General features: G+C 48.3%; 13 protein-coding genes. 6 read left to right on the top strand and 7 right to left on the bottom strand.

Going from position 1 to position 15,126, the window contains the following annotated elements:
• Positions 1-6: 6 nt before the first annotated feature.
• The 4 genes from mgtE to D9Y29_RS16630 form a co-directional block, all read right to left on the bottom strand.
• Entirely contained in the window at positions 7-1,395 is a 1,389-nt protein-coding gene (gene mgtE, locus D9Y29_RS16645; RefSeq protein ID WP_127130224.1) for a magnesium transporter, read from the bottom strand.
• Between the two features lie 70 nt (positions 1,396-1,465).
• The gene (locus tag D9Y29_RS16640; RefSeq protein WP_127130222.1) at positions 1,466-2,758 is read right to left on the bottom strand and encodes a porin family protein; all 1,293 of its coding nucleotides are present in this window, start codon (positions 2,756-2,758) and stop codon (positions 1,466-1,468) included.
• Complete coding sequence (locus D9Y29_RS16635; protein WP_127130220.1) at positions 2,742-3,335, bottom strand: RNA polymerase sigma factor; 594 nt, start codon at positions 3,333-3,335, stop codon at positions 2,742-2,744. The genes D9Y29_RS16640 and D9Y29_RS16635 overlap by 17 nt, the downstream gene beginning before the upstream one ends.
• 98 nt (positions 3,336-3,433) lie before the next feature.
• Positions 3,434-4,738 (bottom strand): DUF4403 family protein, encoded by a 1,305-nt coding sequence (locus D9Y29_RS16630; protein ID WP_164735439.1) that lies wholly within the window; start codon positions 4,736-4,738, stop codon positions 3,434-3,436.
• A gap of 210 nt (positions 4,739-4,948) precedes the next feature.
• On the opposite strand from D9Y29_RS16630, the gene D9Y29_RS16625 reads away from it, so the two are divergent.
• Positions 4,949-5,872: a YihY/virulence factor BrkB family protein gene (locus tag D9Y29_RS16625; RefSeq protein ID WP_127130216.1), complete on the top strand. Its 924-nt coding sequence runs from the start codon at positions 4,949-4,951 to the stop codon at positions 5,870-5,872.
• Positions 5,873-5,897: 25 nt separating this feature from the next.
• On the top strand, positions 5,898-6,782 hold the full coding sequence (locus D9Y29_RS16620) for a bestrophin family protein (RefSeq protein WP_127130214.1): 885 nt from the start codon (positions 5,898-5,900) through the stop codon (positions 6,780-6,782).
• On the opposite strand, the gene D9Y29_RS16615 is transcribed toward D9Y29_RS16620, so the two are convergent.
• Both D9Y29_RS16615 and D9Y29_RS16610 read right to left on the bottom strand, forming a co-directional pair.
• Positions 6,779-7,552 (bottom strand): M90 family metallopeptidase, encoded by a 774-nt coding sequence (locus tag D9Y29_RS16615; protein WP_127130212.1) that lies wholly within the window; start codon positions 7,550-7,552, stop codon positions 6,779-6,781. The genes D9Y29_RS16620 and D9Y29_RS16615 overlap by 4 nt on opposite strands.
• 9 nt (positions 7,553-7,561) lie before the next feature.
• On the bottom strand, positions 7,562-8,638 hold the full coding sequence (locus D9Y29_RS16610) for a M48 family metallopeptidase (protein ID WP_127130210.1): 1,077 nt from the start codon (positions 8,636-8,638) through the stop codon (positions 7,562-7,564).
• Positions 8,639-9,280: 642 nt separating this feature from the next.
• Here D9Y29_RS16610 and D9Y29_RS16605 point away from each other — a divergent pair.
• Positions 9,281-9,658: a VOC family protein gene (locus D9Y29_RS16605; RefSeq protein ID WP_127130208.1), complete on the top strand. Its 378-nt coding sequence runs from the start codon at positions 9,281-9,283 to the stop codon at positions 9,656-9,658.
• 428 nt (positions 9,659-10,086) lie between these two features.
• On the opposite strand, the gene D9Y29_RS16600 is transcribed toward D9Y29_RS16605, so the two are convergent.
• Positions 10,087-12,354, bottom strand: a complete 2,268-nt coding sequence (locus D9Y29_RS16600; RefSeq protein WP_127130206.1) for an aconitate hydratase — start codon at positions 12,352-12,354, stop codon at positions 10,087-10,089.
• Positions 12,355-12,520: 166 nt separating this feature from the next.
• Between D9Y29_RS16600 and D9Y29_RS27080 the strand changes: the two genes are divergently transcribed.
• From D9Y29_RS27080 to D9Y29_RS16585, 3 genes are all read left to right on the top strand, one after another.
• Positions 12,521-12,742: a PspC domain-containing protein gene (locus D9Y29_RS27080; RefSeq protein WP_127130204.1), complete on the top strand. Its 222-nt coding sequence runs from the start codon at positions 12,521-12,523 to the stop codon at positions 12,740-12,742.
• 77 nt (positions 12,743-12,819) lie between these two features.
• Positions 12,820-13,815: a helix-turn-helix domain-containing protein gene (locus tag D9Y29_RS16590; protein ID WP_127130202.1), complete on the top strand. Its 996-nt coding sequence runs from the start codon at positions 12,820-12,822 to the stop codon at positions 13,813-13,815.
• Positions 13,816-14,332: 517 nt separating this feature from the next.
• Positions 14,333-15,124, top strand: coding sequence for a DUF4382 domain-containing protein (locus D9Y29_RS16585; RefSeq protein WP_127130200.1), 792 nt, complete (start codon positions 14,333-14,335; stop codon positions 15,122-15,124).
• The last annotated feature ends 2 nt before the right edge of the window (positions 15,125-15,126 follow it).

The raw sequence follows: 15,126 nt of genomic DNA, 5'->3' as shown, positions 1-15,126 counted from the left end.
TTTTTGCTACAACAAAATACCACTTAACAGCATATAGGCCATGGAAAAATATATGACCAGTCCGGTCACATCCACAAGCGTGGCTACGAAAGGAGCAGAGGAAGTGGCGGGGTCGGCGCCGAGTCTTTTGAGGAGGAGGGGGAGCATGGAACCGGTGATGGTGCCCCAGAGCACCACGCCCAGCAGGGAGAAGCCAACGGTGAGGCCGATCTCGGTGCCATTATCACCATAGGTATGGAACATGGAATTCCAGAATACCACGCGGAAGAACCCGATGAGGCCGAGTACAGTACCGAGCATGAGACCTGAAAGTAGTTCTCTTTTGAGCACGCGCCACCATTCGGTGACGGTGAGCTCGCCCATGGCCATGGCCTGGATAATGAGGGTGGATGCCTGTGATCCGCTGTTGCCTCCGCTGGAAATGATGAGTGGTATGAAGAGGGCCAGCACAACGGCTTTGGCGATCTCGTCCTCGAAATATTTCATCACAGTAGCAGTGAGCATCTCTCCGAGAAAGAGCACTACCAGCCACACGATGCGTTTTTTGAAGAGGCGTGCGATGGGCATTTCCAGGTAAGGCTCGTCCAGCGCCTCGGTACCCCCGATCTTCTGGATGTCTTCACTGAATTCTTCGTTGGCAACCCAGAGCACATCATCGATGGTAACGATTCCCAGGAGGATATTCTTATCGTCAACAACGGGGAGGGCTACTCGATTATTCATTTTGAAGATCTGGTTGGCCACTTCCTGGTCGTCGTTTGCATTGAGGGTAATGTACCGATAGTCGATGATATCGCCTATTTCTTTATCAGGACTGGCGAGGATGATCTGGCGGATCTGCACGTCATCCACAAATTCGCCTTTTTCATTCACGATGTAGATCACATCGATGGTTTCACTGTCCTTCCCTTCTTCGCGGATGAGGTTGAGGATCTCCTGGCAGGTATAGTTGACCTGTACAGAAATATAATCCGGTGTCATGAGACGGCCCACACTGCCTTCGGGATAACCGAGTAGCGAAAGTGTCACTTTCCTTTCTTCCGGATTGAGCAGTTTCACGAGTTCCTTCACCACTTTGCCGGGCAGTTCTTCGAAAAAGTCTGTGCGGTCATCTGCGGGTAGCTCATTGAGCAGTTCGGCAGTCTTGAAGGGGGGGAGTTCGCGGATGATGGTCTTTTGTGAGTTGAGGTCGAGTATCTTGAATACACTGGCGGCCCGGTGAATACTCATATTGGCCACTATCTGGCTTTCATATTCGGGCAGTTCATAGATGAGTTCCGCCACATCACTGATGTTCTGGTGGTTCAGCAGTTCACGTACTTTCAGTACATCGTCCTGCCGGGCCAGCTCCAGGAATTGTTCCCTTAGGGTGTCGATATCAACCTCTGTACTCATGCCTCAAATTTAGGGAATAGTGCATGTGTACGATCAATAAAAGCCAGCTTAATGCTTCGATGCGAAATAATTATCGTTTTCCTGTTTTTCCGAACGGGTATTTGAGTCCGAGATTGATGCCGAAACTATTGAGCCGGATCTCTCCATGACCCACACCCTGCACCGGCACTTTGAGATAGGGCTCCAGCTGGAACTGTAATCTGCCGCCCAGTTGTTTTTCTATGCCTGCGGAGAAATTGAGAATTGAGAAGAGGTAACTGGAATTTTCATTCGTTTTCCAGTTGCGTTCCGAGTAGTAGCCTGCATTATTGTAGAAATAATAATCATAATCTTCCTTGTTCATCAGGTAACTGCTGATGCCTGCACTGATGAAATAGCGTGAGCGGGTTTTGATCCCGAGATCATAACGGATATTGAGGGGAATATCGAACATGGAACAACCGCCTTTGATCTTATCGATATCATAATATGCCATGGGCCCTTTTGGGGTGAAATCTTTTCCGCGTGCTTTATAGTTCTTGCTGTTATAGATCAGTCCTGTATTCACACTCAGCCTGTCTGTAAAATAATAACCGATCAGCAGGCCTCCGTTGAATCCGGCTCTGCCAGCGCTGCTGAATTTCACATTGCTGAAATCCAGTCCTGTAAGGGCCGTGAGGTAGAACGAACCTTTTCTGGAAGAAAGGTTCAGGGGCTTTGTCTTATTGGTTGTTGTTTGGGCAGGTTGGTCTGTAGCAGGTTGTTGTTGAGTTGAATCAGTAATGCTGGTTTGTGGGGTTGGCTTTATGCCCGGCACATCAGGGGCGTTTTGGATACTACTTGTATGAACCGGGTTGGAGCTGGTTACTGTTTCAATACTATCAGGCAAACCCTGCTTTGATGTAATATACGAAATTGAAGACGGTTTGGTTGGTATTTGAGTTGCATCGGGGTTTCTGGGTAGTAAGGCATCCTGGGTTTTGGCGCCGGGTCCACGGGAAAGCTTTATTGGTGTGGACTGTGCAGTCCTCTGCAGTTGACCGGAGCTCAGTGCAGGCAAAGGAGGCGTTTGTTTGGCCCTTCGGTTTGTTTCTTCAAGGTTATTTCGGTTATTTTTTTCCGTTAGGTTGCCATCATCTTTCACAATTCCATTTTTCCCTTTGCTTTCATTCCATGTTTTGATGCCCCACAATGCGCCGCCCAGCAGCAATACGCCTGCCAGCAGCCACCAGAGCAGCAGTCCCCGCCTGCGGCGGCGCTGCGGCAGCTCCGCATCCAGCCTTTGTTCCAGCTTTTCCCAGCCGGATGTGGAGGGCTCCACATCATACTGGTCAGCGGCTTCCCGGCTCAGGCGGTCAAGTTCATTGTCATTGAGGAGAGACATAAATATTGTAATGATTTTTGTTCAGTAAAAGTCTTCTCAGGTTATCCCTCGCTTTGGAGAGATTGGATTTGGACGCTCCCACCGAAATTCCCAGTTGTTTGCTGATCTCTTCATGACTCATACCTTCAATTACAAACAGGTTGAATACAGTACGATAGGCCGGTGAGAGTGATCTCACGGCTTCGATGATCTCCTTGTAACTGAGAACATCTATTCCTGTTTCGCTTTTATCCGGGATTGTTTCAGATTCACAGGTAAGCAAATGACCGTTGACAGAGGCATGATGCTTACGGTAATGATCAATGCAAGTGTTAACGAGTATCCGCTTGAACCAGCCTTTCAGGCTCAGCAGCATATCGTCCTGCCTTTGTTGATCAAATTGATGGATATTCTTGAAAAGTTTCACAAACCCTTCATTCACGATCTCTTCAGATTCCTCCTGTGCGTTGGTGTACCGGTAGCAGATCTTCATTGCAAAGCCACGGAGCAGGTAATACAATTCCTTCTGGCTGTTACGGTCATTAACCAAACAGCCCCTGATCAGTGTAGCCACTTTTGGGTTATCTGTATGCAACAATGGTTTGGTTTGCAATGAGCAGGGTACTCCTGCTTAAATTACGAATTTTCCTATACACTGTTGGATACGTAATCCCTGCAGAAAAGGTTGCCTGCCGTCTAATCCATATTTATCAGGTTGGCGGGAGGGCGTCCGATCAGGGTCAGGCTGGCGCGGATATATGCCTGAACCTGAATATGTTTCTCCTGTGGCAGCAGCCCGATCAGTTTGATATCGTGCAGGGTCCCTACAGTGCTCATCCAGTCCGTCACCTGCTGGTTGAGACGGGCTTCGATGAGGGCTTTGTTCTTCTGGATCAGGGCATTCAGGTCCAGCACGCTCTGCCCGGCCAATTCCTTCATGATCTTCTTTTTGATCAGTCCTTTCGCCAGGTTCACCATCAGGTCTTTCGTATCGATCCCTACTTTGATATCGGGCATGCTGAGGATCTGGCGGGCGGAATCCAGGGTAGGGGTGCCTGTTAGGCTGAGCACACCATTACGGTTGCCGGAGAAGGCCATGTCTACCCTTATCTTTCCTTCATTGGTTCCGCTGATGCTTACGTCTTTGATCACGAAAGTGCGGCCATCGATATCGAATGGTTTGTTTCGAAGACTATCGTTGAGCAGTTTGTTGAAGAACTTGTATTCGTATACTGCATCCAGGTAGGTGCTGATATAGCCGCTGCGGTCTGCATTGGATACAGGTGGAAGGGAAGCATGCGTTACCAGTTTATTGCTGTCTGAATTGAATTTTGGGAAGCCGCTGAAGCCCATGGAGAAATAGAGCGTGTCTTTCACCACATTGAAACGGCTCACGCCGAGTGCGGAGAGATTGAGATTGAGGAAACCGTATTTGCTGATGGGCATAACGCGGCTGCCGCTCTTGCGCCAGTTGTTGAGAAAGGGATTGGTATTGATGTCCTGTACGAATTTGTCGAAAGTGGTGCAATAGGTTTCGATACTGGCCTTCACGCTGTCCAGCACATCTTTTGTCATATCGTTGTTCATCAGCGTTACCTCGCATTTGTCAAGCGGCTGGAGTTTGTCCAGTTTTGTAACGGTGCTGATGGTATGATTGGGGAGTAGATCGAGTTTGGAAGTGATGGCGATGTCAACCCTGCGGAGTGGTTCTCCGTTGAATCCGCAACTGCCATTGACCCAGGGCGATACCTGTTTGTCGAATGCGCAGATGGTGCGGCTTCCTGCGATCTGGTAGTTGCCGCGGAAACTGATGATCACGCGATTGTTGATCACACTGAAGGAGAAGGGAGAACGAATGAAACGGTATTTGTACCTGAAATCGCATCCGGTTTGTGTATAGTTTGGCCATTTATCGTTGGTGAATTCTTTGGCTGTGGAAGAATCCATTACCGATAATAACGGTTTCATGTATACTTTTACAGGAACATTGATATAAGACATTGGCAATGCAGGTAAACTGCGAGCCGGCGTGGAAGAAACAAAAGTGGTTGTTTTTTTGCTGCTGCCGCATGATAATAAGAATATCAGGGCGCTGCCTAATAGGAGGACACGGGTTATTGACGTCATGCAGCAAATATCAAAAATTCCGCGCTAATTTTCACTATCTTCAACTGTACTCCGGCCCACCGCAGGCGAAGAAAAATCAACAGTATGAAAAAGCTGCCAAAACCGGCTACCATCCTGCAATTACTCAAGAAAGCCTTCGGGGAGTTCCAGCAGAACGATCCTTTGCGGATGGCTGCGGCTACGGCCTTCTTTGCCACTTTTGCGCTTCCTGCCATCATCCTCATCCTTATTGTTGTATTTGGCCTGGTAATGGACCGCAGGTTTGTAGGACGCAGCCTGGTTGAGGCTTTGAGCGGAGTGCTCGGCCCCAACTCGGCAGAAGAGATCAGGAGAACACTTCGCAATGTGCGCACACTTGCTTCCACCTGGTATATCGCCAGCGGCGGTTTTATCTTTTTGTTATTTGTGAGCACCACACTCTTCAAAGTGATCAAGGATTCCGTGAACCAGCTCTGGCGCATCCGCCCGGCGAGCGGTAAAAAGGTGGTGCGCCAATTGAAACAAAGGGGCACATCTTTCATTGTGATCCTTTTTGCAGGCATTTTCTTTTTGGCCACCCTGATGGTGGAAGGCGGAGTTGCTTTGCTTCGTCAGCAACTGACCGATCTGCTTCCCGGTGAAGGCTCTGTGATCTGGGCCATCACCAGCCAGGTAATCTCGTTATCGGTTGTTACCTGCTGGTTCTCCATCCTGTTCCGTTACCTGCCGGATGGACATACCACCTGGCGTGTAACCATGGGAGGCGCCTTCTTCACGGCTTTATTATTTACGCTGGGAAAATTTCTACTTCGGTTCCTGTTGTCTTATTCCAATATGAGCACGGTATACGGCACGTCCACTTCCTTTGTGCTGATGCTGCTTTTCATTTTCTATTGCGCCTTCATATTTTATTATGGCGCTTGTTTTTTGAAAGTATGGGCAAAACACAAGAACAAGCCCATTATTCCCCGGTATTATGCTGAGGCTTATACCTGGCAACAAGTGAAAGAAGAATCGCTTGACCGGTAATGCCGGAGTATTATTTTTGTAAAATATGATCGCTTATAATCCTAAAGACTGGTTCACTTTCGTGTTCCGCTTCCACAAGGCTGACACCCTGAGAAAATTGGCGCCGCTGATCCTGGGCATCAGCGCCTATTGTGCTATCATCGCATACCTTGAACTGGAGATCTTTCAATTGTCGCAGAACAATCACCTGAAGAATATCTCCATGATGAATAATCTCCTGAGTTTCGTGATCTCCATGCTGCTGGTGTTCCGCACCAATACTGCGTATGACCGTTGGTGGGAGGGAAGGAAATTATGGGGGGCGCTGGTGAACAATTGCAGGAACCTGTCCATCAAACTCAATGCTATACTGGGGCCGGCAGAAGATGAGGATAAAAAATTCTTTCGCCGCATCATTCCCATGTATGCAGCTGTACTGAGCCGCCATCTGCAAACGGAGCAAACAAGGCTGGCATTGGATACGGCGGAACATCCTGAATGGGAGCATCTGGACAAGAACAAGCACATGCCCAACCAGATCGCTTCCCTGATGTACAAACGGGTAACCCGGCTGTACGAGCAGGGAAGGATCAAGGGTGATCAGCTGATTGTGATCAATGCGGAACTGCAATCTTTCACCGATGTATGCGGCGCCTGCGAGCGCATCAAGAATACGCCCATTCCTTTTTCCTACAGTGTATTCCTGAAAAAATTCATCTTCTTTTATGTAATGACCCTGCCACTGAGTTTCGTGTTCAGCCTGGGCTATATCGCCATACCAGTTGTGGCTTTCATCTTTTACGTACTGGCAAGTCTTGAAATGATCGCTGAGGAGATCGAAGATCCTTTTGGCGCTGATGAGAATGATCTTCCTACTGAAAAGATCTCAGACAATATCAAGAAACATGTATCCGAGATCTTCGCTTCTTAATTGCTGGCGGGATCCTGTTTGAAGATAATCTCGAGGTATTCGTAGAGCTCAGGATGTTTTTCTTTCAGCAGATCAGGCCTTTCAAAGAAGTATTCGGAGATAACGGCAAAGAATTCGCTTTTATTGGAAGCGCCGTATGGATTGATGTCTGAGCGGTTCTTCCTGATCTCTTCTATCTGTTGTTGCATGAGGTGCATCCAGGGGATGGAATACTGATGTGCCAGCAGGTTTTCAGGGATGCCGTCTACGGCGCCATCTGATTTATCGAGGAGATGCACAAACTCGTGGATGGCGGTATTGTTCTTATCGCTGGTGATCTCGAAACCCTGTCTGAGTGCATGTTGCGAGAGGATCATCTTCCCATTCATATAGCCGCTGCCCACCATTCCCATGATGGCTCGGTCTTTTCCTTCGAACCTGAATTCTTCATTGAAAGTATCGGGGTAGATAAGCACATCCGTGAGGTTGCGGTACTCCCATTCCGGAAACCCGAAGATCGGGATCACGGCGCTGCTGGCAACATAGATCCTGTCGCGCTCCTCGATGGTGGCGCCGATACCTTCAATGCGTACATTGGCGAGAAAGGAACCGATCTTTTCGCGGAATCGCTGCTTATCTTTTTCCTCCAGGCGTTGATAGAACCGGACATGCGTGCTGAGGATATCAATATCAGCTTTGCTGAGGTCAAGCGGTGGCTTTTGTTTTGGTTTCCATTTCCAGATGATCACACAAAGGGCGGCAATGCCCAGCAGGATATAAACAGGTACCATAGTTATCGTTTAGAAATTTTCATAGAGTGCATGAAAGGTAGTCTGTAAAGTTGAATCGGCTGTTGGTGTGGAAGGGTAATTTTTCAGCTGTGCTTTCACATTGGTGACTCTCTTATCAAAAACAGGGTGGGTACTGAGAAAGTTCACTGCCTGAGCGCCTCCTTTTGTTGCATCGTTCAGGAGGTCCATCAGTCTTACCATTCCTTCTGTATCCACTTTGCTCTCGTGCATCAGCTTCATGCCATTGTTGTCTGCTTCGGTTTCCAGTTCGCGTGAATATTCAAGTCTTTTGAGCCTGTCCGCATTTTGTACCAATATGGAAGTGATGCCGGCGTCAGTTCCAAAGATCAGTGTCAGGAACATTTGCCTGGACAGGCTTTTGAACATATTGTTCAGGGAATGACGGAGTGCAATATGCGAAGCTTCATGTCCAAGCAATGCAGCCAGTTCCTCCGGTGTTTTCATGTTATCAAGGATGGCATCGAACACTACTATATGTCCACCGGGTACTGCAAAGGCATTGACTTCAGGACTCTTCACCACCGTGATCTCAATGGGATAACCAGTCTGGTAATGCAATTGTTTATAGAACTGGTTCAGCAATCTTGTTTTTACGGGGTCCACTTCGTAAGCAGCTACGGTGGCATCATACATTTCCTGGCCGAGACTGATCTCGGTTTCTTTAGAAAATGAGTTGGCCACTTTCCCTCCAAGCCAGGGTGCTATCCAGATATAACCGATCAGGATCAATCCACAAATGATACCTGCAATCAACACCATTTTACTGATCACTGAATTGAGTGCGCGTGCTGGTGCATTGCCGGTAAATTTCTGGTGACGGAAATTTTTCTTGATGGCCTGCAATAACTCCTGGCCGCTGAATTCCAGGCTGAAGTTTTCACCCGCGGGGCTGGTGTAGTGCAGGGTATAACCTTTGGTAGTCTCTTCCAGTTGTTTGATATGATCTCCCAGCCAGTGAATATCCTGTTGCTGGTTGTTGTCGTCTGTATACCTGATAGTAAGTGTTACCGGGGAAAGGATAACGGTTACGGGCTGGTGGTTGTACGTTGCGGAATAAGTAGTCATTTTATGTTGGATCGGTGCTGATAATGCGCTAAAATACAAAAAACAAAACCTTGAAGACTGAACCGTTTCGTAACCACCGGCGGTTCAGTCAATTCAAGGTTTGTTACACCGAAAAAATCCATCCATATGCGATAAAGATTCCCCACCAGTAACAATCGCATACCGGAAGTCCCCGGAAGGATGGATAAAGACCAGGTTTAATAGTCAATAGTGATGATCAATATGAGGGCAAGCTACAGAGAATCAATTGCCTTGCCTTGCGTAGAACTACGGGAATGGGTGCGTGGTTCTCTGGAAAAATTATCTATGGTTGATGGCCGTGGGGGAGTATGCGTGGTCGGCTGATGAAATGAACCGACGCGGGAGGATTTTTGTTGAGCATTGGTTGGTTGGATTGAGCTGTGGTAGGTTAGCCGGGCTGCATCGCTTACATTTCAAAGGCCTGCCACGCACACTCCCTCCACGGCATGGGCACGCTGATGGGAAATTTTTCCAGGAAACACGCTGGGGGGATGGGATGGGGGTAAAAGTGCAGCAGTGTTGGGGAAATGTAAATGGGGGTTTTTGATGAAAGTGCAGGAAGGATAAACCGGATATGTTACTCTAGATCACTGTTATTAAACTTAAACAAAATATCAAAAGATGACATTCAGATATGCAAGACATACAACTGACCTGAAGAGTATTGAAAAATTTTATACAGAGATAGTGGGACTTCAAAAGTTAGGCGGCTTTGAAGCACATGATGAGTATGACGGGATTTTCCTGGGACTTCCGGGCCTGGACTGGCATCTGGAATTTACCATATCGCCAGAAAAACCGCAAAGTAAATTTGATGAAGATGATATTCTCGTTTTCTATAAAAATTCAGCGGCAGATCTTGCCGTCATCAAAAAGATCATTGAAGGGAATCATATCCCTCTTGAAACGCCCAAAAACCCCTACTGGTCCAAATACGGCCTCATGATCTCCGATCCCGATGGGTATAAAATCATTTTTGCACTAAAACATCAATCATAACGGTAATCAGTAGCCAGGATATCTGTTGCTGGCCTCAAAAGCGATCAATAAAAAGGAGTGTGCCTTTCTCTATACTTATCGCATACTCCTAACAGATAGCCCATGTTCTTACTTTTAATAAACAATGATGCACAATTACCCCATCACCACCCACCCGCATTATCCCTGTTGCACCTGAAGAATATGCGAGGTGGCCGGCGTGGGCCAGGGAGGAGGCGGTCTTAAAAACAGGCGTTACAAAAGCCCGGCCATGTTCTCCCGTTCCCTGATCAACTTCAGTTCATCCCTCAACAAAAAGCGCAACCCTGTTTTTCCACCGCCGATCCCTGGCCCCGCCGGCTACCCAAAAAAGGAGTCCCCAGGGATAATGCCCCCAAACAAAAGAGCCGCCCTAAGCGGACGGCCCTCACAACTAAAAATGATAAACACTATTTTTTAGCGAACTGTGCGCGGATCACATTGAGTGCGCCACCTGCTTTGAACCACTCGATCTGTTGATCATTGTAAGTGTGGTTGAGCTTCACTTCATCCTTGCTGCCGTCTTTATGGGTCAGCACCATGGTGATCTGTGAGCCCGGAGCAAAAGTGGTAAGTCCATTGAGGTCTATCACATCGTCTTCCTGGATCTTATCGTAGTCTGCTTTGTCGTTAAAAGTGAGTGCGAGCATACCCTGTTTTTTCAGGTTGGTCTCGTGGATACGGGCGAAGCTGCGAACGATGATTGCGCGAACGCCGAGGTGGCGTGGCTCCATCGCTGCGTGTTCGCGGCTGCTGCCTTCACCGTAGTTCTCGTCGCCTACAACAACAGTTCCGATACCGGCTGCTTTGTAAGCGCGTTGAGTGGCGGGAACAGGACCGTATTCTCCGGTGAGCTCGTTCTTTACAGTGTCTGTTTTATCGTTATAAAAATTCACTGCGCCGATGAGCATGTTATTGGAGATATTGTCCAGGTGACCACGGAATTTCAACCAGGGACCTGCCATGGAGATATGGTCAGTGGTACATTTTCCTTTTGCCTTGATGAGAAGGCGGAGTCCTTTGATATCGGTTCCTTCCCATGGAGTGAATGGCTCCAGGAGTTGGAGACGCTGAGATTCGGGACTAACGATCACCTGTACTCCGCTACCGTCGGCAGCAGGGGCCTGGTAACCGGGATCATCAACCGAAAAGCCTTTTGGAGGCAGTTCAACACCGGTTGGTTCGTCCAGCATTACATCTTTTCCTTCTTCGTTCTTCAGGGTGTCTTTCAGCGGGTTGAAAGTGAGGTCACCGGCGATGGCAAAGGCAGTCACGATCTCTGGTGAAGCTACGAATGCGTGGGTGGAAGCCAGACCATCATTACGTTTGGCGAAGTTCCTGTTGAAGGAAGTGATGATGGAGTTCTTACGATTGGGATCGTCGATATGACGGGCCCATTGACCGATACAGGGACCGCAGGCATTGGCGAGTACCACGCCGCCGATCTGGTCGAATGTTTTGAGGAAGCCATCTTTCTCGATGGTATGCCTTACCAGTTCAGAACCGGGAGTGATGGTGAACTCAGCTTTCGCTTTGAGTTTTTTGGCGATGGCTTGTTCGGCCAGTGACGCGGAGCGGCTGATATCTTCATAAGAAGAGTTGGTGCAGGATCCGATGAGGGCCACTTCGAGGCGCTCAGGCCAGTTGTTGGCTTTCACGGCTTCAGCGAATTTGCTGATGGGCCATGCGAGGTCCGGAGTGAATGGTCCGTTCACGTGTGGTTCCAGTGTATTGAGGTCGATCTCGATCAGTTGATCGTAGAATTTCTCGGGATTGGCGTACACAGCATCGTCCGGGCGGAGGTGTTCACGAACGCCGTTGGCGAGCTCAGCCACTTCGGAGCGGCCTGTAGCGCGGAGGTAGTCGGCCATTTTCTCGTCATAGGCAAAGAGGGAGCAGGTGGCCCCGATCTCGGCGCCCATGTTACAGATGGTGCCTTTACCGGTAGCAGAGAGGCTGTCTGCACCTTCGCCGAAGTATTCAACGATAGCGCCGGTTCCACCTTTTACGGTAAGGATGCCTGCCACTTTGAGGATCACGTCTTTGGCGGAAGCCCATCCGGAGAGTTTGCCAGTGAGTTTTACACCGATGAGCTTGGGCATTTTCAATTCCCAGGCGAGACCGGCCATAACGTCTACTGCGTCAGCGCCACCTACACCGATGGCTACCATGCCGAGACCTCCAGCGTTGGGGGTATGGGAGTCAGTGCCGATCATCATACCTCCGGGGAAGGCGTAGTTCTCGATCACCACCTGGTGGATGATACCGGCTCCGGCCTTCCAGAATCCGATCCCGTATTTGTTGGAGATGGAAGCCAGGAAGTCATATACTTCTTTATTTACATTTAATGCATTCTTGAGGTCCTCAGCGGCGCCGGTCCTGGCCTGGATGAGGTGGTCACAGTGAACAGTAGATGGGACCGCAACCTGGTCGCGGCCACAGGTCATGAATTGCAGCAGGGCCATCTGGGCGGTGGCGTCCTGCATCGCAACGCGATCCGGAGCAAAATCCACATAATCTTTTCCCCGGGTGTAGGCTTTGGCGGCCGGTTCGTACAAATGCGCATATAAAATTTTCTCAGCCAGCGTCAGCGGCGTGCCTGTCAATTTGCGCGCGGAGTCTACTTTAGCCGGCAGGCCCGCGTACAATTTCTTGATTAAGTCCAGATCAAAGACCATGATAAATAATTTAGATTTACGGAAAGTGCTGCGAATTTACCTAAAAAATGGTTTATCAAAATAACCGGAGGGTTGGACAATTTGTTTTATATTTTATAATTTAGTGGTGTGAACCAAACCCCTGGGTCAGGTCTCAGGCATTTTACCCGTTAAAAATGATTATTCTGTGAATCGTTTGAGACAATTTATAGAATGGCAAGCCTTTGGTGTCTGCTCTGCTATGGGCGACAGATTAGGTATAGCCACGGCCCGTATCCGCACCTGGTTCGTTTACATATCATTTCTCACAATGGGATCCCCATTGATCGTTTACTTTGTTTTAGCATTCTGGATGAACATGAAACGTTACATCTTATCCGGTCGTCGTAACCCGCTGAAATACCAATAGTCCTTTTGGTGTTTTTTGTTTTAAGGCCACACTGATAATTGCCTGCACCGGTAGCGGCATCACTTAAAATTATTTCGGTGTTCCATCTAGACTACACTCATACCAATTATGAAGCGTTTGTGCACCATGTTGGACAGCGCCTCAGTGTGCCTGTGATCAATAATGAGATCCAGTTCCCACAGGATACTGCAACAGGCACCTTCACTTATGTGGTCCTCCCCAACGGGCTGGAGGCCACCCTCATCAATTGCGTGCTCAACGACGATTGGCTGATCCATCGGAAAAAGATAGCCGAAGAGTATTATGTACTGCGGGTAGACATGCTCACGGTGCCGGGTACCCTGGTGGTGACCATCGATGAAGACAAGGTGAAGGATATGAATACTTCCAAATCCATCGCCTACCTCACCAGTTCGTTGTTCGACTGGAGCTACTACAGTACCAAGGGGACCACCTACCTGGGAGTAGCCATCCTGTTCAACAAGGAGTGGCTGGCCAGGTACCTTGACCTTGAGACGGCCGAGAACGTGCTCTCCACCTATATCTCACTGAAGGCGGAGAACATCAATATCGTTCCGCTCGACAACAAGTTCAGGCAATGGATGCAAACCATCATGGAGGTAGGTCAGGATAATCCCCTTCGGCTAACTATCATCCAGAACCGAATCATGCTGATGATCGAAAGGTTCTTCGCCATCATATATGAAAAAATGCATAACCCCGCATTCCGTGTGCCGCTCAGCCAGGAAGACATCAACAGGGTGATGCAGGTGGAAGCCATCCTCACCAAAGACATTTATCAAAGCCCTCCGCCAATTTCACAGCTGGCCAAAATGGTGAGCATCAGTGAATCCAAACTGAAAAAGGATTTCAAAGTGATGTACGGGTCACCCATTTATGAATATTACCAGAAGGCCCGCATGCAGGCCGCGCAGGATAAACTGCTCACAGGTAAATATTCTGTTAAAGAAGTGGCGATGGAACTGGGCTATGCCAATCTCAGCAATTTCACCATTGCATTCAAAAAAGCGTTCGGGGTACTTCCAAGCAGACTTTTGGCAAAGCAGGTATAGACATTAAAACAATTTTAACCGGTTGGTACACGTTGCGGGTATTCCTGTGACGCCTTCGGTTATACATTGCCCTGCCTGGATGGTAGCTTTGTACCAGCAAACAAGAACCGAGAAAATCCAGAAAAATCGAAAGGAAGTCCCGTTTTTGATCCATGAACGCTAGAAAAGCCTTCACCCCAATCCTACCCAGGAAAAGCGCGAGATACCTTTGAAAACATTACATAAAATCAGCCTCTGCAAGGAGGCTTTTTTTATGCCTCCCGGTGAAAAATAAAAATGAAGAGTATGGTTACATTGCTACAGTCAGTTTCCACTAACGAAAGTCAATCGAATATTTTTCTGCGCCGGTTTGTTTTCCAGCCGGCGTTCCATGCTCTTAATTGCGAAAACCAATAATGCAAAAAAGAACTTTACTGAAGCCAGTCTGTGCGAAAAAAGATGCGCGGTGTTCGATAACTACTTCATCAGATATGGCACAGTTTTAGCCTTACCCATTATGTTACAAAACATCCACATTATGAAAACACTGTTTTTCGGAGCATTATTATGCTCCTTTTCAACCCTGATGCTGACCTCTTGTTCCGAAGACGATCCTGTTAACCAAACCGCGCGTCTGGAAGTAAGACTTACTGATGATCCCGGCGATTACGAAGAAGTGAATATCGATATCGTGGATATTCAGATCAATGTAACAGACAATGAGAACAATGGCTGGCAAAGCCTGCCTAATGTGAAAAAAGGTATTTATAACCTGCTGGACCTGGTGAACGACAAAGACACCCTGCTGGTGAATGCCGAAATTCCTGCAGGCCGGGTACAGCAGATCCGCCTGGTGCTGGGCCCCAACAATACCATCAAACTGAATGATGGTACAGTAAAGGACCTGGAAACACCCAGCGCTCAGCAAAGTGGCCTCAAGCTGAACATCCATCAAAACGTTGAAGGAGGTATCATGTATACCCTGCTCATGGACTTCGATGCGGCCCGTTCCATCGTTACCACCGGCAATGGCAAGTTTATTCTGAAACCGGTGATCAGGACCGTATTGCAGGCCGCCGGCGGCAGTATTGCCGGAGTAGTGGTGCCTTATGATTTCCGTACAGCCGTTTTCGCAATCCAGGGTACCGATACTTTGGCAGGAACCCTTACCGATACTTTAGGCAATTACCTCATCCGCGGGTTGAATGCGGGAAGTTACACGGTAGGCTATGCGCCCACTAACACAGATTATCAATCGCAAAACAATACAAGTGTAATTGTAGCAACAGGACAAGTAACAAAGCTTGATACTGTAGTGCTGGCGCATTAATA

Source organism: Pseudoflavitalea rhizosphaerae (genome assembly GCF_003991355.1).
Taxonomy (GTDB): Bacteria; Bacteroidota; Bacteroidia; order Chitinophagales; family Chitinophagaceae; genus Pseudobacter; species Pseudobacter rhizosphaerae.
Note: the sequence above shows the minus strand (reverse complement) of the source record. Positions and strands in the feature narration are given on the sequence as shown.

What these genes read in the sequence shown, in the direction of transcription:
- mgtE (WP_127130224.1), bottom strand. Translation starts at nt 1,395, where the DNA reads ATGAGTACAGAGGTTGATATCGACACCCTAAGGGAACAATTCCTGGAG.
- D9Y29_RS16640 (WP_127130222.1), bottom strand. Translation starts at nt 2,758, where the DNA reads ATGTCTCTCCTCAATGACAATGAACTTGACCGCCTGAGCCGGGAAGCC.
- D9Y29_RS16630 (WP_164735439.1), bottom strand. Translation starts at nt 4,738, where the DNA reads ATGTCTTATATCAATGTTCCTGTAAAAGTATACATGAAACCGTTATTA.
- D9Y29_RS16625 (WP_127130216.1), top strand. Translation starts at nt 4,949, where the DNA reads ATGAAAAAGCTGCCAAAACCGGCTACCATCCTGCAATTACTCAAGAAA.
- D9Y29_RS16620 (WP_127130214.1), top strand. Translation starts at nt 5,898, where the DNA reads ATGATCGCTTATAATCCTAAAGACTGGTTCACTTTCGTGTTCCGCTTC.
- D9Y29_RS16615 (WP_127130212.1), bottom strand. Translation starts at nt 7,552, where the DNA reads ATGGTACCTGTTTATATCCTGCTGGGCATTGCCGCCCTTTGTGTGATC.
- D9Y29_RS16610 (WP_127130210.1), bottom strand. Translation starts at nt 8,638, where the DNA reads ATGACTACTTATTCCGCAACGTACAACCACCAGCCCGTAACCGTTATC.
- D9Y29_RS16605 (WP_127130208.1), top strand. Translation starts at nt 9,281, where the DNA reads ATGACATTCAGATATGCAAGACATACAACTGACCTGAAGAGTATTGAA.
- D9Y29_RS16600 (WP_127130206.1), bottom strand. Translation starts at nt 12,354, where the DNA reads ATGGTCTTTGATCTGGACTTAATCAAGAAATTGTACGCGGGCCTGCCG.
- D9Y29_RS16585 (WP_127130200.1), top strand. Translation starts at nt 14,333, where the DNA reads ATGAAAACACTGTTTTTCGGAGCATTATTATGCTCCTTTTCAACCCTG.